This is a genomic window from Paenibacillus sp. FSL K6-1122, assembly GCF_037977015.1.
GTDB lineage: Bacteria > Bacillota > Bacilli > Paenibacillales > Paenibacillaceae > Paenibacillus > Paenibacillus amylolyticus.
In genome coordinates, this window is the sequence record NZ_CP150272.1 from 2,001,484 (window position 1) to 2,019,583 (window position 18,100).

The following is an 18,100-nucleotide window of genomic DNA, read 5'->3' on the forward strand; positions in this document are numbered from 1 at the left end:
TTTCGTCCCTCGCAAGCATGAACTTGTTTGCAGGGGATGGAAGGTTTTTTTTGTAACTTTAAATGTCAGAATGGTGTAAATTCCGAGAGGAGGATGACTAATGGGAGCTCAAATTCCAGAAGTTCGATCGACAGATGAATTACGTGAAAAATGGATGAAGCCGGAGGTCATTAGCGGTTCCGAGATTCTGCTGAGAAGCTTGTTGCTTGAAGGTGTGGATTGCGTATTTGGTTACCCGGGTGGCGCAGTGTTGTACATTTACGATGCAATGTATGGTTTCGAGGATTTCAAACACGTCTTAACCCGTCACGAACAAGGTGCAATTCATGCAGCTGACGGATATGCACGTGCAAGCGGCAAAGTTGGTGTTTGTATCGCTACCTCTGGGCCGGGAGCAACCAATCTGGTTACTGGAATAGCCACGGCATATATGGATTCTGTGCCGCTGGTTGTCATTACGGGAAATGTTAATTCCAGCCTGATCGGCTCGGATGCTTTCCAGGAAGCGGATATTACCGGGATTACAATGCCGATCACCAAACACAGCTATCTGGTAAAAGATGTTAAGGATTTGTCGAGTATCATTCATGAGGCATTCCATATTGCCAACACCGGCCGTAAAGGTCCTGTACTGATCGACATTCCGAAAGATGTCTCAGCCAACAAAACCTTGTTTGAACCGAGTACTGAACCTGTTACATTAAGAGGGTACAATCCACGGACAGTACCAAACAAACTGCAGGTTGACCGTCTGGCTCAGGCCATTCAGGAAGCAGAACGTCCAATGATTCTGGCCGGTGGCGGTGTGGTATACTCGGGAGGACATGAAGAACTGTTCGAGTTTGTTGAGAAGACAGGCATTCCGATTACGACAACCCTTCTGGGGCTTGGTGCATTCCCAAGTGGGCATGAACTATGGACAGGGATGCCAGGAATGCACGGAACATACACATCCAACCTGGCCATCCAACAGTCGGATCTGCTGATCAATATCGGCGCACGATTCGATGATCGGGTAACAGGTAAGCTGGACGGATTCGCTCCACATGCCAAAATCGTCCATATCGATATTGATCCGGCTGAGATTGGTAAAAACATTGCAACCGATATTCCAATCGTTGGTGATGTGAAGACCGTACTTGAAATAGCCAACAAAGAAGTTGGACGTGCAGAGCGTGCAGATGCATGGAGAGACCAGATCAAACAGTGGAAACAAGAGAAGCCATACAGCTATACGGATTCAGACGAAGTGCTGAAACCGCAGTGGGTTGTTGAAATGTTGAATGATACAACCAAAGGTGAAGCGATTGTGACTACGGATGTGGGACAACATCAGATGTGGGCGGCACAATATTACAAGTTTAATCAACCACGTTCATGGGTAACTTCGGGTGGTCTCGGAACGATGGGCTTCGGATTCCCTTCTGCAATTGGTGCTCAGATGGCCAATCCGGACAGACTCGTTATCTCCATTAACGGTGACGGCGGAATGCAGATGTGTTCCCAAGAACTCGCAATCTGTGCTATTAACAATATACCGGTAAAAATTGTGATCATTAACAATCAGGTACTTGGAATGGTTCGCCAATGGCAGGAACTCATCTATGAGAACCGTTACAGCCACATTGATCTGGCAGGAAGCCCGGATTTTGTAAAACTGGCTGAAGCATATGGCGTGAAAGGATTGCGTGCAACGAATAAAGAAGAAGCAGAGCGTGCTTGGCAGGAAGCTTTGGATACACCAGGACCAGTCGTTGTAGAATTCGTAGTACGCAAGGATGAAAATGTGTATCCAATGGTTCCGCAGGGAGCAACAATTGATCAAATGCTGATGGGGGATGCTGACGAATGATTAGACATACGATTTCAATATTGGTAAACGATCAGCCAGGTGTCCTTCAGCGTGTGTCAGGGTTGTTCGGTCGACGCGGATTTAACATTGAGAGTATTACCGTAGGTCAATCGGAAGAACCAGGACTCTCCCGGATGGTTATTGTCACCATTGGTGACGATAAAACGCTGGAGCAGATTGAGAAACAATTGTATAAAATCATCGATGTTATTAAAGTGGTTGATTTCAGCCTGAAACCGATGGTAGCCCGTGAACTCGCTTTGATTAAAGTGAAAGCAGAGCCTTCCGAGCGTCCTGAAATTCTGGGTGTGGTAGAAACATTCCGCGCATCCGTTGTAGATGTTGGTCCAGGCAGCCTGATTGTGCAGGTAGTCGGAGATACGGACAAAATTGATGCTATGATTGAATTGCTCAAGCCATATGGCATTCGCGAATTGTCCCGTACAGGCATAACTGCATTGGTACGCGGCAACGTATAAAGTTATAATGAATGAAAAGGGACGACGGTTAGCTAACATATACAGTTGATCTTATGTGAGTGTCAGTCCCTTAACAGTTGTAATTTAACATTTTAGTGATGTAACGCTTGAAAATATAGCTACATTCCCGCATTAATGGGCGGGTGTCTGAACGGATCGGATCAGACCAGAGATGCTTTTGACACTCCAAGCGAGGCGGTCCCTTGAGACACCCGCTCATTAATGAAGGGTTCTTTACAATACAAAGGAGGACTTATAAACATGCCAGTAACTACTTATTATGAACAGGATGCAGAGCTTAACGTATTGAAAGGAAAAACGATCGCGGTAATCGGTTATGGTAGCCAGGGCCACGCCCAAGCTCAAAACCTTCGTGATAGTGGATTGAACGTAGTCATCGGACTTCGTGAAGGTAAATCCTTCGACACTGCAAAAAATGACGGATTTGAAGTTCTGTCCCCGGCTGAAGCAACAAGCCGCGCAGATGTAGTTCAAATCTTGCTGCCAGACGAAACTCAAGCTTCTGTATACAAAAACGAAATCGAACCAAACCTGAAAGAAGGCGCTGCATTGCTCTTCTCACACGGTTTCAACGTTCATTTTGGTCAAATCGTTGCTCCAAAAAACAGCGATGTATTGCTGGTAGCTCCTAAGTCCCCTGGTCACATGGTACGTCGTACTTATGTGGAAGGTTTTGGTGTACCGGGCCTGATCGCGATTGAGCAAGATGCAACGGGTAAAGCTAAAGAAATCGGTTTGGCTTATGCTAAAGGTATCGGTTGTACACGCGCAGGGGTTATCGAAACTTCCTTCCGTGAAGAAACAGAAACAGATCTGTTCGGTGAGCAAGCTGTTCTGTGTGGTGGCGTGAGTGCATTGGTAAAAGCTGGATTCGAAACATTGACAGAAGCGGGTTACGCTCCTGAAATGGCATACTTCGAATGTCTGCACGAACTGAAGCTGATCGTTGACATGATGTATGAAGGCGGACTTTCAAGCATGCGTGATTCCATCAGTAACACAGCTGAGTACGGTGACTATGTAACTGGACCTCGCGTTGTAACTGAAGATACGAAGAAAGCAATGAAAGAAGTGCTGACGGATATCCAACAAGGTAAATTTGCACGTGACTTCATTCTGGAAAACCAATCCGGACGTGCATTCTTGACAGCAACTCGTCGCAACGAAGCTGAACACCCAATCGAAGTGGTTGGCGGACAATTGCGTGAGATGATGCACTGGATCAAGAAATAAGAATTAACTTCTAGAACATGCACTTAAAGGTATTCAAGTAAACTTAGAGCTTTAACTGGGAATAGCGGCCGTGCTTATGCGTGAGCCGCTATTGCTGGTTCAGAGAAACATATAACAACAAGTACAGGAGGTGCGAAGCGTGCGTAAAATCTATGTATTTGACACAACGCTGCGTGATGGAGAGCAATCCCCGGGAGTCAATCTGAACACTCGTGAAAAGGTGGAAATTGCCCATCAGCTCGAGCGGCTTGGCATTGACCGGATGGAAGCGGGTTTCCCGGCGGCATCTCCAGGTGATCTGGCAGCTGTCAATGCAGTAGCAAATGCGGTCAAAAATGTGACTGTAATTGGCTTGTCCCGTTCCAGAGAGCAAGACATTGATGCGGTTAAGGAAGCACTTAAAGGTGCACAGGACCCGTGCATTCACGTTTTCCTGGCAACTTCACCTATTCACCGCCAACATAAATTGCGTATGGACAAAGCGCAGGTACTGGATACAGCTCGTTCCGCGATTCGTTATGCAAAGAAAACATTCTCGAAGATCGAATTCTCCCTTGAGGATGCAGGTCGTACCGAGTATGATTTCCTCGTGGAAATGGTGAATATGGCTGTTGAAGAAGGTGCAGCCGTCGTGAATATTCCGGATACGGTTGGTTACCTGAGCCCATATGAATACGGAAACATTTTCAAACATCTCAAGGAGAATGTACACGGTATTGAAAAGGTACAGCTGAGTGCCCACTGTCATAATGACTTGGGTATGGCGACGGCCAATACACTTGCAGCCATTCTCAACGGAGCCGATCAGATCGAAGGTACGATCAATGGCATTGGTGAACGTGCCGGAAACACGGCGATCGAGGAAATTGCTATGGCGCTGGAGACACGTCAGGAATTTTTCCAAGCGAAAACATCGCTGCAGTTGTCTGAGATTGCACGGACCAGTCGTTTGGTTAGCCGTTTGACAGGTATGGTTGTGCCTGGAAACAAAGCTATTGTTGGGGCAAATGCCTTTGCACATGAATCCGGCATTCACCAGGATGGCATGTTGAAGGAAAAAACAACGTACGAGATTATGACTCCAGAGTCCATCGGTCTGAAGGAAAGTAAACTTGTACTGGGTAAACATTCTGGTCGTCATGCCTTCCGTGAACGGTTGATTGATCTGGGATATGAGCTGGAAGAAGAAGCATTGAATCGGGCTTTTGCCCAGTTCAAAGATCTGGCTGATAAGAAAAAAGAAGTTACTGACGAAGATCTGCTTGCCGTAATTGAAGAGAAATTGCAGGATGCACCTGAGGTGTATAAACTGGAATCCATCTTCGTAACGTACGGAGATGAATCGGTACCAACGGCCAAAGTCCGCATTGCAATGCTTGACGGGGATACGATTGAGAAGCAAGCAGAGGGTAACGGATCGGTAGATGCGATCTACAATGCGATTGACCAAGTGAGTGGGGAAGATGTAACGTTGTCTGACTATTCCATCAAATCGGTGACACATGGTAAGGATGCATTGGGTGAAGTACATGTTGTGCTGACTCAGAATCAGGTTTCGGTACAAGGACGTGGCGTAAGCACAGATATATTGGGTGCAAGTGCACGTGCCTATGTAGACGGCCTGAATCAATTGATTGAGAAGCGCAAGACATATACGAACCGTGTAAACGTTAACCTGTAGGCTCCAATGCAAGAAGCACGCACCCTTCATTGAACTGAACTTTAGCTGAGGCACATGTATGCTGCTAGAATGATCTATCTTTAATTTAATGGATATAGAAGATCGTTCGGCTTGCTTTGTTACGTTTAGTGAGGGATGTAAAGAGTCTGACTCTCCTGTGGAGGGTCAGACTCTTTTGCTTATTATTTATATGATTATGGCAGTAAAACACAGAACCTTTTCTACGCTTCCTATTGTATTGGCTTACGCTATCAAGCTATTACCACGCGTATGCATTAGGTGCATATCCACCTGGGCCCGGAAAAATCTCATCCAGACGTTTGAGCACAGCTTCATCCAAAGTCACGTCCAGACATTTGAGTGCGGTCTCAAACTGCTCCAGCGTACGCGGTCCGATAATCGGGGCGGTCACCGCCGTATTGGCTGCAACCCATGCCAAAGCCACCGTATCCTGTGGTTCACCGAGATCACGACACAGTGCGGCAAAGTCTTCAAGCTGAGTTTGCTGCTGCTCGATCCGTCCAGCGATGCCCCCGCTGCGTGTTCCTTCCAGCTTTTGCAGAGCGTTACGTCCCAGTAATCCACCATCCAGTGGACTCCATGGAATGACGCCGAGGCCCAGCTCTTTGGCTGCGGGCAGTACTTCCAACTCAGGCAAACGACAGTTGAGGCTATATTTATGTTGTTCGGAAACCAGGCCGAGGAAATGACGATTCTTGGCTTCACTTTGAGCGATTGCAATCTGCCATGCAGCAAAGTTACTCGATCCTACATAACCGATTTTACCCTGATGAACGGCATTCTCGAACGAACCCCACAGCTCGTCCCACGATATGGCAGGGTCTACATGATGCATCTGGTATAGCTCGATATGATCGGTCTGTAAGCGGCGGAGGGAACCCTCCAGATGCCGTCTGATTTTGTAGGCGGAGAGGCCAGCTTCGTTGTTGGGGCCATCTGTATCATCATGCATGGAGCCATAGACTTTGGTGGCCAGCACTACTTTTTCACGTCTGCCCCCACCCTGATTGAACCAGCGTCCGATAATTTCTTCGGTAAGGCCGGAATTTTCACCCCAGCCGTAGATGTTAGCGGTATCAAAAAAGTTCACGCCTGCATCGAGTGCTGCGTCCATAATGCGGAAAGCTTCTTTTTCATCTGTAGCAGGCCCGAAATTCATGGTACCGAGACAGATTCGGCTGACCTTGAGGCCTGATTTACCCAAATACGAATATTGCATGTTGCTTATCCCTCCTGCGTACCTGATTTGAATTCAGCTATATTTTAACCCAGCCGGGAGGTCAGAACAACTTGGAAAGGCCAATCTCTATTGGCTTATAGGTAAAATCTATTAAAGTCATAGATTGTATATCTTGGTCAAATGACCTTGGAATATGATACAAAGGAGAGAGTTAATATGAGACGTTACTTTATGAATAATTAATGAATGAAATATAAGGAGTGGACAACCCAATGGCAGACGTGAAAAAAATTGCAGTTATTGCAGGTGACGGAATTGGCCCTGAAGTCGTAGCTGAGGCTGAGAAAGTTCTTAAACGTACGGAGGAAGTATTCGGTTATCGTTTTGAGACAGAGCATGCGTTGTTTGGCGGAATCGCGATTGATGAGAAGGGTACACCTCTTCCTGAAGAAACACTGACTGTATGTAAAAGTGCAGATGCAGTCCTGCTTGGAGCGGTTGGTGGTCCAAAATGGGATAACAACAGCAAGGAGCTTCGCCCGGAAACAGGCCTGCTGGGTATTCGAAAAGCACTTGGATTGTTCTCCAACCTGCGTCCGGCTGTTGTATTTGATTGCCTGAAGGATGCTTCAACTCTGAAGCCTGAAGTACTGGAAGGTACAGATCTGATGGTGGTACGTGAGTTGACAGGTGGGATCTACTTCGGTGAGAAATTCAGACGTGAAAGTGCACAGGGCGAAGAGGCAGTAGATACGTGTGCATATAATGTAACAGAAGTGGAGCGGATCGTTCGTCAGGCATTCGAAATTGCGCAAGGACGTCGCAAAAAGCTGGCTTCTGTAGACAAAGCCAACGTATTGGAAACTTCCCGTCTCTGGCGTGAAGTCGTGAACCGGGTAGCACCGGATTATCCGGATGTTGAACTGGAGCATGTACTGGTAGACAACTGCGCGATGCAATTGCTGCGTCGTCCGTCCAGCTTCGATGTCATCGTAACGGAAAACATGTTCGGAGATATCTTGAGTGATGAAGCAGCGATGTTGACAGGTTCCATCGGTATGCTCGCATCTGCATCACTGGGAGAGGGCAGCTTCGGACTCTATGAACCGGTACACGGTTCCGCACCGGATATCGCAGGTCAAGGCCTCGCTAATCCGATTGCAACCATTCTCTCTTTGGCGTTGATGTTCCGTACAACCTTTGGTTATACAGAAGGTGCGGATGCCATTGAAGCAGCTGTGTCGGATGTATTGAATGCAGGACACCGCACGAGTGATATTGCTGTAGACAAGAGCACAGCGATCAGCACGACCGAAATGGGCGATTTGATCGTGGCGGCTATTCAGAAACAGGCGTAATTATATTACCAACTACAGGCAGCCCTTTGTTTCCAGTTATGGAATGTACAGAGGGCTGTTCCTTTATCATTTTTGCCACGAAAAATCCTTATTTATAATGATTATAAAAAAATAATGTTTATAATCTTGACTTTGGGAAGTCCGGATGATAACATTTTACTTGTACTTGTTATCAAGTATCAAATCATTTTAATTACAGGAAAAGCGTACGCGTTTTTCTTGATGATGAGCAATCCGCAAGGATGCTTACATAATCCCAAAGGAGGAATTTTTAGTTATGGCAGAACGTTTGGTAGGTAGACCAGCACCGGATTTCGCAATGGAAACAGTATCGGGAGACGGACAAGACTTTGGTTCCGTTAAACTGTCCGATTATCGTGGCAAATGGCTTGTATTCTTCTTTTATCCTTTGGACTTCACATTTGTGTGCCCAACTGAAATTACAGCTTTGAGCGTTGCTTCCGAGCAATTCAAAGCTTTGGATACAGAAATTCTTGGCGTGAGCGTAGACTCCGTACACAGCCACAAAGCATGGATCAATACACCTGTAGACAGCAATGGTCTGGGTCAATTGAACTTCCCGCTGGCTTCCGATATCACGAAGCAAGTGGCTAAAGATTACGGCGTTCTGATCGAAGAAGAAGGCGTAGCATTGCGCGGTCTGTTCATCATCGATCCAGAAGGCGAATTGAAATATCAAGTGGTTAACCACAACGATGTAGGCCGTAGTGTTGAAGAAACACTTCGCGTACTGCAAGCACTGCAATCCGGCGGATTGTGTGCAATGAACTGGAAACCAGGCGACACTAACCTGTAAGCCAGATTAACTTGAACGGTTTTTGTTCAAGCCCTCATCCCGTTAGGGATTGAGGGCTTTTTGCACCCTTTTGACGGAAGTTATCACGAAGTTAATCAAAAGTGTTTGAACAAGCAGCTAAGCGTGTTAATAATATATTAGAAGAAAGTCTTCTTTTTATCTGTTGAAAGAGGAATTGATGGCCTTCAAGGCGAATAGGGTATGGAAACCCGGTAAATATTCCGGTGCTCTGCATTTATAATCTGTACATGAATGTGATACACTGATGGAACTATTCCTTTTTGGAAGTGCTGTAAGTGTACGGGATGGCATTTTAACAAAAAAAGTCCCGGCACGTAATAAGGAGGGTGAACAAAAATGAGTTACTGTTGTGGGGCAAGTATGGTTGGAACGAAGGGCACGCTGAAGCATTACCGCACCCAGGTTCATAATGTTCCCCTGCTGTTTTGCCCGGTGTGTCACCGGGTTGAGGTGCATTATAAAGTGGAAAACGAATACGAAATCCTGGCTGAATATGCGCATGGAGACGGTGCATCCGAGATCGACTTTCAAGATTATGTTACAGAAGATGAGGATGCGATTTTCGAAAACTGTGTAAACCGTGAGAGCGAGGATGCCATGGTCATTGTGCAGCGCCAGATTGATATGGCTCTGGATTTGCTCAGGCTCGCCAAGGAAACCAAAGACGAGAAGTGGGAAAGCGAACTTAAACGTCGATTAGCTGTGATGAGTCAGCGCAGACTGAAAATTCAGCATAATAAGACCGGACTATAGATGATCTCGGATATATCACCAATTAAAGATATTAAAAACGAAGCTGATTTGCCTACTGGGTGAAACGGCTTCGTTTTTGTGCTGTATTCTGGAACTAATTCGAGGTTTTTTTTAAAATAATTTCCATTCGACACTTTCTCCGATTGACTCTCTTCTATAAACTTGTCTATGATAAAAACAGACTTGCAAAGAGGCGGAGCAAAAAATGTTCGTGTTTGGGAATAGGAGAAGGTCAGAATGGAACAAACGTATATGATTTTCCGGATCGACTGTTGGTTACCGGGAATAGACCAGCTTGAGTTCCGGACATGCCATCCATATTTTCGGCTCAGCCCCCCAACGAAAGGGCACCGGTAATGAACAATAAAATCGGCCCTTCCTGTTTCTGTGATGATATGATGTCCGAATGGCAAGTTTATCATTTACGTGAAAAGGAGGAACCTGACATGATTAGTGAATTTCAGGATACAGTGCCTCAACCAACGGATGGATTCCCGCCTGTGCATCTGGATAACAACAAGTACGAGAATGTACTGGAACATCTGGATAGCGGTATTATGTTGTTTGACAGTCACGGTGTATTGACGTTTATTAACGTTCAGATGGCAAAGTTGTTGGAGCTTCCACGAAGTCTGTTGAGCGGCTGCACCCTGATGCAAATGCTGCATCATCCGCAGATGAGCCGATTCAAGAAAAAGAAAATTTTACGTATCTATCGGGAAACTATTTTTCACCGTAAGCGCTATCATGAGTTGATTGATGAATACGGAAGGCATTGGCTGGTTACTGTGACGTACGGTGATCAGATGGATGGCGACTTCTTATTCAGCGTCAAAGATGTATCTGATTATAAACAAATTGAACAGACCGCTTATCAAAATGACAAACTTGCGATGCTGGGGCGGATTTCAGCATCTATTGCTCATGAAATTCGTAATCCGTTGACTGCAATCCGTGGGTTCATCCAATTGCTCAGACCCCATTTGCTGCAGCTCGGCAAAGACGAGTACGCTCGAATCATACTGACGGAGATTGATCGGGCGAATGACATCATCTACGAATTTCTGAATTCTTCCAAACCGTCAGCTCCACAGAAGACCGTGATATCCGTCGACTCTTTGCTCAAAGAGGTGGTCTTGCTGACCGAAAGCGAAGGGTTGATGAAGGGATGCGAGATCGTACTGGATGAAGGGGATGCCCCGCTGAATGTGTCCATTGATGTCAAACAGATTAAGCAGGTTATTTTGAATATGGTGAAAAACGCAATGGATGCCATTGAGGAAGTTGGCGAAGAACATACGGGTCTAATTCGAATATCTACCGCCACGGAAAACAAGTTCGTGCAGATCTCCATCGCGGATAACGGTCATGGGATGGACCATAACACGCTTGTACGTCTGTTTGATCCATTCTTCACGACCAAGGAGAGCGGAACGGGGCTTGGACTTTCGGTGAGTTACCGAATCATCAAGAACCATGGAGGCACCATCTCTGTGGATAGCAAAAAGGGCGAAGGCACGCGGTTTATAATTATGTTACCCTTGGTATATTGAGAAAAGCGGGGAGTCGAGGAGTTGGCCATTTGCCAACTCCTTTGTTTTATGTTGCCAATAACGGTTATAGTTAGTAATGAATGCGAATACATAAGCTCCATAACGGAAGGATGAGATGCAGATGGAAATCCAAGGAATGGAACGAATGAATCAACAACTGATGGATCACGTGGGAAAAGTGATTGTGGGAAAAGAGCATACGATAGAGCTGGTGATGACAGCGATCATAGCGTCAGGACATGTGCTGCTGGAGGATGTACCGGGTACTGGGAAAACGATGCTTGCCAAATCGGTAGCCTCTTCATTGGACTGCACATTCCAACGGATACAGTTTACACCGGACTTGCTGCCCTCTGACTTAACAGGGATTCATTTTTTTAATCAAAAAGAAGGGGATTTTGAATTCCGACCCGGCCCCTTGTTTGCCAATCTTGTACTAGCCGATGAGATTAACCGGGCTACACCGCGTACACAATCAAGCTTGCTGGAGTGTATGGAAGAGCGCCAGATCAGTATCGACGGTTCAACGAGACAGCTGGAACGGCCATTCATCGTTATCGCCACCCAGAATCCTGTAGATAACCAGGGAACTTTTCCACTACCTGAAGCGCAGATGGATCGTTTTATGATGAAAATTCGCATGGGTTATCCAAGCAGTGAAGAGAGTGTAGAAATTTTGAGACGTACGGTAGCCAGTCTTTCTGTTGATGATCTCTCGGCAGTGATCAGTCGTGAAGAACTTTTGAAGGCGCAGGATACGTATAAAACAGTGCAAATCAATGAAGATTTGCTACGATATATCATTCAGTTAACCGAAGCGACAAGGCAACATCCTGAGCTTTCGCTTGGCGTAAGTCCACGAGGGGCTCAGGCATTACTCAAGGCAAGTCAGGCATGGGCTGCACTGCATGGCAGAGACTTTGTTTTGCCTGATGATATTAAAGTACTGGCGGAACCTGTGCTGGCGCACCGACTTGTGTTTCGTAACCGGATCAGACAACAAGAGGGCTTGGCGGAGCGTATCATCCAGGAACTTCTGAATCAGACAGAAGTGCCTACGGAGAATCTCGCTACAAGCGGGCGTTAATCTTATGGCATTATTATGGCTTGTCCTTGTTGGAGGCATTGTCGTTGTTATACATGGTGTGTGGTTTGGACGACCTGCACTGCGAAAACTCAAGTACAGCAGACAATTCAGCAAGCTGCGTTGTTACGCTGGAGATGAACTTGAGATGGTGGAGACGATATCGAATGAGAAACGAGTCTCCGTACCGTGGCTCAGACTTGAATCGATGATGCCAGTGTCGTTTGTATTTCGTTCCGGCTCAGGTATGGATATTAGCCAAGGCGAAATCTATCAGAACCATAAGAGTATTTTTACGTTAAAACCGTTTACTCGTATTACGCGCAAGCATCCTTTTACATGTACTCAGCGTGGGATTTATCCATTAAATACAGCAACGATGACAGGTGGGGATCTCTTTGGTGTGTGGCGTTCCACCAAACCGATTCCTTTGCAAATGTCTATGATCGTGTATCCTTCATTAGTGAATGCAGAGGATCTTCCTGCAATTTATCAGGTATGGCAGGGAGAAGTGGAAGTATCACGATGGATCGTTGAAGATCCTTTCTTGATCCTGGGTGTTCGGCCTTATGGTGCAGGGGACCCCATGAATCGTATTCACTGGAAAGCGAGTGCACGTACAGGTGAATTACAAGTCTACAAGCAGGGATGGACGGCTGATCCGCAATCCTGGATTGTAGTCAATATTCAGGAATCTGCAGATATGTGGAGTGTTGTTACTCGACCGGAAAAGATTGAACGGGCACTTCGTTACGCTGCCACGGCTGCAGTGGATGCCATCGGTAGAGGGTTGCCAGCAGGTTTCGCCCATAATGGTTATCATGTGGGTGGAGGCCGAGATACACTTCGGATTGAGCCGGATTATGGCACGCCCCATCTGGAACGGTTACTGGAAGCTATGGCTGAGACAGAGTTGAAATGTATGGTGCCCATGGAGCAATTCCTGAATGATGAAGTACGTCTGAATGAAGAAGCACAGCAAATCCGCAGCTATCTGCTGATTACATCCTATGTATCTGCCGCTATGGAGCACGAGATTGCACGTCTGCACGAACAAGGACATCGTGTAACGATTCTCCCGGTAGAGGACGTGAAGGGTAATACGAAGGCGGTGAGTGCATGAGGAACAGACCGGTAGCGACGACCACAGGACTCATAACAATGCTTGCCGTCTTGATGGCTGGCATATACCTTTTTCCGATATTTACGCTTGCTTCATTCTACGCAATGGAACATTTGCCGTACACATTATTCATCCTGGTTGTTCTTGTAGGTTGGTTGGGACAGTTCATTCAGCATAAAATTCCAGGTTTTAGCGAGAAAAGTACACTCATTCGTGGACTAGCGGCACTCGTCATAGGATTTCTCTTCGCACTCGTTGTTGGGATGAGCCTTATTCTCCCGTTGCCGGATATCATCACATTGGTACTGTGTGGAGTCATCTCGGCTTATGCAGGTCTGACCTTCCAGCCAGTCTTTCATTCTGTGTTGTTATGGCGCTTGCAGATTATGGGTGTAATCAGTGCGATCGTGCTTATGATTGCTTCGAATTCGTTGGAATTCATGCAGCCGATACAAACCTATACCCTATGGATCTATATTGCGGGAGTGATCAGCTTTGCCTTTTGGCTGGTTGGACGATATATGCTGCAACTGGATCAGGCAATACTCAATGACGGCAAGAGAAGATTGGTATTAAGAGATTTTGCACGTGCGAATCATCAGCGGTTCATGTGGATGTTTATTGTTATCGTCGCGATTGGTGCTTTCCCAAGTCTGGCTGCCTGGCTGGGACCGCTACGTGATCGCTTGCTCGCATGGATCAGGGGATGGTTTGGTCCGATTTCCGGCGAGGAGCCACGATTACCAATGGACAACCCCAATCAGCAGTTAAATATACCGAATGACTGGAGAGAGCCGCCATCCGAGCCCTCAGTCTTCTGGAACATCCTCGGATGGGTAGTGATGTGTGCTGTAGCAGGAGTAATTCTGTGGCTGCTTCTGAGGTTGGGACAAAAAACGATAAACAGACTTATGGACCGATTCAAGGGGATGTTACAACCAGGTGAAAAGAAGGCAGAACCACGGACGGAGTATATCGATGTCAGTGAGACGCTTGATGCGCCAGCAAAAGTCCGAAAGAATTGGTTTCGCAAGAAAGAGGCGCCCCCTGCACAGGATGCCGAACGTGTTCGGTATTACTATCGGACTTGGATTGAAAGAGCAGCTCATCGAGGCGTGGAAATACAGCGGACACACACTCCGCTGGAGGCTGCACAGACCATTATTCAGAATGGTATGAAGGTAGAAGAAGATGAGCTGTCTGCGAGACTACCAGATACGTATAATGCCGTCCGTTATGGAGAGAAAGCTCCCGATCGTTCCGATATGGTTGAGATTGACCGAATCTGGAGATCTTATCGAAGTAAATAAGTCCGGAATCCCTTTACTTTTCTTGTCACGTTCAAGTATCATGAGAGGAATACACAAGTTGGTCAGAAAAGGAGCAGACATTAATGAAGACAAATCATTGCAAAATTGTAGATTGTACGATCCGTGATGGCGGATTGGTGAATAATTGGGACTTTAGCGTGGACTTTGTTCAACAGCTATATGCTGGATTGAATGAAGCTGGCGTTGATTATATGGAAATTGGATATAAGAACTCTCCAAAGTTGCTTAAAGGTGCCGAGGAAGCAGGACCATGGCGTTTCCTGAACGATGATTTCCTGCGTAAAGTTATTCCTCAAAAAGGCAATACCAAACTGTCTGCACTGGTTGACGTTGGACGTGTGGACGAAAATGATATCTTGCCTCGCAGTGAGAGCATGCTGGATCTGATCCGGGTTGCCTGCTACAGCAAAGATGTAGACAAGGCACTTGCACTGGTTCAAACATTCCATGATCGTGGATATGAAACTACACTTAATATTATGGCACTCTCCAATGTTATGGAGAATGAATTGCTGGAAGCATTTGAATTGATCAAAGAAAGCGCTGTGGATGTTGTTTACATTGTAGACTCCTACGGTAGCTTGGACCATAATGATGTGAAATATCTGGTAGAGAAGTTCAAGACTCACTTGCCTAACAAACGTCTTGGTGTTCACACACATAATAATATGCAACTTGCGTTTTCTAACACATTGGTTGCGGCAGAACTTGGCGTCGAACTGCTTGATGCTTCTGTGTATGGTATGGGCCGTGCTGCTGGAAACTGTCCAACCGAATTGCTCGTAGCTCATCTGAAAGGAACAAAATACAATCTGCGTCCAGTACTTGGTGTATTGGAACAGTTGATGGTTCCACTCAGAGAAAAAGAAGAATGGGGTTACATTCTGCCTTACATGATTACAGGCGCGTTGGACGAGCATCCACGTTCAGCGATGGCGATTCGCTCATCGGAAGACAAGGATAAGGTTGTTGATTTCTATGATAAATTAACAACACCAGAAGTGAATTTTGATAAGTAATATAGTCTGAAATACAGTTGTAAAATAGGAAAACATGGACTCTAACTGGAGATCCATGTTTTTTTAGTTCTTAATGCCTTGTTTTTCTATATATTTGTGAATAAATATTCCTAGGAGTAACTATTTTTTAGTTCACGTATACAAAATTAAATGTTATTATGTACCAGATAGCATGTGTATGCATGTGAATTGAACGTTGGTTAATATGTTTTTTGTCGAATCATGTAGTAAGTTGTTGAGTTTGGTTAATGTAATTCAGGATAGGTGATCCCGGGAAGGAAAACACGGCATGAAGGTTAATCTGCAAGATCAGAGAAAAATAAGTTGGGTCGCTGTGGGCGGCTTATTATGTTTCCTCGCAAGTCAATGGTTTCGTTCTTCTTCAAGCTCTGATCTGATCATATCGGGTTACCCGGTTTTGACACTCTTGGGTGGATTTGCTGCGGTAGCGGCTTGTATCGGCATCTATAATCAAAGCTGGTTGTTTCGGACACAGAAGCTAACGCTTCGGAAGACATTATTGACAACACTCTTTTTATTGATTGGTCTATTTGAACTGGTTCATATCGTTTCATTTGCAGAAGAGATTCCAAATGGAGCCATGATGGAATCGGAGTTCTCCTTAATGATGTCAACCATGGGATCTTTGGTATGTTCCGTAGGATTATTGCTCGTGTATACCTTAAATGAGAAAGAATTTGCATTACCACGCAAATTCTTGCTTTTAAGTGGGACATTGGGTACCTTTGTTATTTTGTACATATTGGCTATTCAGGAATGGAGCATGTTGCCGAGTATGCTTGATGGGGAAGTGCTTGGTGGTATCTTCACTCGAGTTCATCTTATGGTTGGATTGCTCTATGGCATTATTGCAGTTCTTTTGTTTGTACAATGGAAAAAAACCAAAGACGGTGATTTACCAACCATTCTATGTGGCATTCTGTGTTTCTTTTTTGGTGAATGTTATTTTGTTTCAGCAACTGGGGTGAACGATCTCAATCTATTATTAGGATTGCTGAGTAATTGTATGGCATATTTTTTCATTCAAAAAGGGCTGTATACGTCCGTAGTGGACACACCTTTCCTGCAACAGCAGGTCGCGGAAGCCAAGATGAACTATATTGCTCATCATGATGACGTGACGGGACTTCCAAACCGTCGTCGCCTTTCACAGCAGCTGAAAAAGATGATGGATGATGCCGTGGTGCAGGAACAGCTTGTTGGTGTATTGGTCCTGAATATTAATCGGTTCAAAACCATTAATGATTCGCTTGGACAGCAAGCAGCTAACCGTGTTTTGCGTCAGGTAGGTCAACGACTGAAACAATTGTCCCTTCCAGGAGAAGAAGTCTTTGGTTTGGGAAGAGATGAGTTTGCATTAACGATGACAGATTTCAGTTCAACCGATACAGCGTTGCGTCGGACAAGATCCATTTTGCAACTTTTTGAGAAGCCCGTCTTGGTTGATGGCAATGAGTATCATCTGACACTTGGAATTGGGATGGCCATTTTCCCACATGATGGGGAGTCACCACTGGAGATTATTCAGAATGCCGATACGGCTTTGCACAGTGCTAAGGAACAAGGAATGGAACTGAATCGTTTTGCCCATGCGATGCAGATGAAGGCACAGGAGCGTTTGCAGCTTGAGAATGATCTGCGCAAGGCGTTGGATCGAGGTCAGTTCTACCTGGTCTACCAGCCGCAGGTTAATCTGCAAAGTGGGCTAATCGTTGGCATGGAAGCTTTGGTGCGTTGGCAGCATCCGCAGCGAGGCTCGGTATCTCCGGCGGATTTTATTCCTCTGGCAGAAGAGAGTGGGCTCATTGTGCCACTTGGCGAATGGGTGCTTCGTGAAGCGTGTGCACAGAACAAACAGTGGCAGGAAGCCGGTTATCGTAAACTGTGTGTTTCGGTGAATCTGTCGATGAGACAATTCAGGCACTCCCATTTGTTGGACAATATCAATGGCATTCTCAAAGAGACGGGACTAGAGCCTGTATGGCTTGAACTGGAGATTACAGAGAGCATGACATTTGATAAAGACCGGTCATTCGAACAGTTGCGCAAAATCAAAGAAATTGGTGTGCATATCAGTATTGATGATTTTGGAACGGGATACAGCTCGTTGCACTATCTGAAGGATCTGCCGATTGATCGGCTTAAGATTGACCGTTCATTTGTGAATGAAGTCATGGAGGACAGCAATAACGCAGCGATCGTATCTACCATCACCTCAATGGCGCATCATTTACAACTGAAAGTCACAGCTGAGGGTGTGGAGAACGAAGATCAGATGGTCTTTCTTCGCAATCAACACTGTCACGAGGCTCAGGGTTATTTCTTCAGCAAACCGATTAAAGCCGCTGAATTTGAAAAGAAGTTTTTGAGAGATGTGGATAAGCCTACAGGATAGGGAACAGCGGGGGCGCGAGGGTGCTCCTGCTTTTTTTTTGATGGATGCGTAATGAAAAAAATGGAAAATATGACTTGCATGCTATAGAGGATCATGGTATATTATTATTTGTAAAATCACTGTTAAATTCCTAAGGAACTTAACAATAAATCTTCAAT

At 45.7% G+C, this 18,100-nt stretch carries 14 protein-coding genes; 13 read left to right on the forward strand and 1 reads right to left on the reverse strand.

Annotated elements, in window-relative coordinates:
* Positions 1 to 100: 100 nt before the first annotated feature.
* The 4 genes from ilvB (at position 101) to NSQ20_RS09050 (ending at position 5,266) form a co-directional block, all read left to right on the forward strand.
* Positions 101 to 1,852 (forward strand): biosynthetic-type acetolactate synthase large subunit, encoded by a 1,752-nt coding sequence (gene ilvB / locus NSQ20_RS09035; RefSeq protein ID WP_127544452.1) that lies wholly within the window; start codon positions 101 to 103, stop codon positions 1,850 to 1,852.
* Positions 1,849 to 2,331 carry an acetolactate synthase small subunit gene (ilvN, locus tag NSQ20_RS09040; protein ID WP_024628317.1) on the forward strand — a complete coding sequence of 161 codons (483 nt, stop codon included), beginning with the start codon at positions 1,849 to 1,851 and terminating at the stop codon, positions 2,329 to 2,331. The genes ilvB and ilvN overlap by 4 nt, the downstream gene beginning before the upstream one ends.
* A gap of 261 nt (positions 2,332 to 2,592) precedes the next feature.
* Positions 2,593 to 3,585, forward strand: coding sequence for a ketol-acid reductoisomerase (gene ilvC, locus NSQ20_RS09045; protein ID WP_036669754.1), 993 nt, complete (start codon positions 2,593 to 2,595; stop codon positions 3,583 to 3,585).
* 139 nt (positions 3,586 to 3,724) lie between these two features.
* Positions 3,725 to 5,266: a 2-isopropylmalate synthase gene (locus tag NSQ20_RS09050; protein WP_340032310.1), complete on the forward strand. Its 1,542-nt coding sequence runs from the start codon at positions 3,725 to 3,727 to the stop codon at positions 5,264 to 5,266.
* A 259-nt stretch (positions 5,267 to 5,525) separates the two neighbouring features.
* On the opposite strand, the gene NSQ20_RS09055 is transcribed toward NSQ20_RS09050, so the two are convergent.
* Positions 5,526 to 6,506: an aldo/keto reductase gene (locus NSQ20_RS09055; protein ID WP_340032311.1), complete on the reverse strand. Its 981-nt coding sequence runs from the start codon at positions 6,504 to 6,506 to the stop codon at positions 5,526 to 5,528.
* 233 nt (positions 6,507 to 6,739) lie between these two features.
* On the opposite strand from NSQ20_RS09055, the gene leuB reads away from it, so the two are divergent.
* The 9 genes from leuB to NSQ20_RS09100 all read left to right on the forward strand — a co-directional run bounded on the left by leuB (position 6,740) and on the right by NSQ20_RS09100 (position 17,942).
* Positions 6,740 to 7,825 (forward strand): 3-isopropylmalate dehydrogenase, encoded by a 1,086-nt coding sequence (gene leuB / locus NSQ20_RS09060; protein WP_036669759.1) that lies wholly within the window; start codon positions 6,740 to 6,742, stop codon positions 7,823 to 7,825.
* Positions 7,826 to 8,102: 277 nt separating this feature from the next.
* Positions 8,103 to 8,642 carry a peroxiredoxin gene (locus NSQ20_RS09065; RefSeq protein ID WP_036610146.1) on the forward strand — a complete coding sequence of 180 codons (540 nt, stop codon included), beginning with the start codon at positions 8,103 to 8,105 and terminating at the stop codon, positions 8,640 to 8,642.
* A 357-nt stretch (positions 8,643 to 8,999) separates the two neighbouring features.
* Positions 9,000 to 9,416 carry a hypothetical protein gene (locus NSQ20_RS09070; protein WP_017689649.1) on the forward strand — a complete coding sequence of 139 codons (417 nt, stop codon included), beginning with the start codon at positions 9,000 to 9,002 and terminating at the stop codon, positions 9,414 to 9,416.
* 446 nt (positions 9,417 to 9,862) lie between these two features.
* Entirely contained in the window at positions 9,863 to 10,969 is a 1,107-nt protein-coding gene (locus NSQ20_RS09075; protein ID WP_036610143.1) for a PAS domain-containing sensor histidine kinase, read from the forward strand.
* 121 nt (positions 10,970 to 11,090) lie between these two features.
* Entirely contained in the window at positions 11,091 to 12,056 is a 966-nt protein-coding gene (locus NSQ20_RS09080; protein ID WP_036610140.1) for a MoxR family ATPase, read from the forward strand.
* Positions 12,057 to 12,060: 4 nt separating this feature from the next.
* On the forward strand, positions 12,061 to 13,176 hold the full coding sequence (locus NSQ20_RS09085) for a DUF58 domain-containing protein (protein WP_047842250.1): 1,116 nt from the start codon (positions 12,061 to 12,063) through the stop codon (positions 13,174 to 13,176).
* Positions 13,173 to 14,486 (forward strand): DUF4129 domain-containing protein, encoded by a 1,314-nt coding sequence (locus NSQ20_RS09090; RefSeq protein WP_340032312.1) that lies wholly within the window; start codon positions 13,173 to 13,175, stop codon positions 14,484 to 14,486. Before NSQ20_RS09085 ends, NSQ20_RS09090 begins: the two co-directional genes overlap by 4 nt.
* 83 nt (positions 14,487 to 14,569) lie before the next feature.
* The gene (locus NSQ20_RS09095; protein WP_047842252.1) at positions 14,570 to 15,526 is read left to right on the forward strand and encodes an aldolase catalytic domain-containing protein; all 957 of its coding nucleotides are present in this window, start codon (positions 14,570 to 14,572) and stop codon (positions 15,524 to 15,526) included.
* 289 nt (positions 15,527 to 15,815) lie between these two features.
* Positions 15,816 to 17,942, forward strand: a complete 2,127-nt coding sequence (locus NSQ20_RS09100; RefSeq protein ID WP_340032313.1) for an EAL domain-containing protein — start codon at positions 15,816 to 15,818, stop codon at positions 17,940 to 17,942.
* Positions 17,943 to 18,100 lie beyond the last annotated feature (158 nt).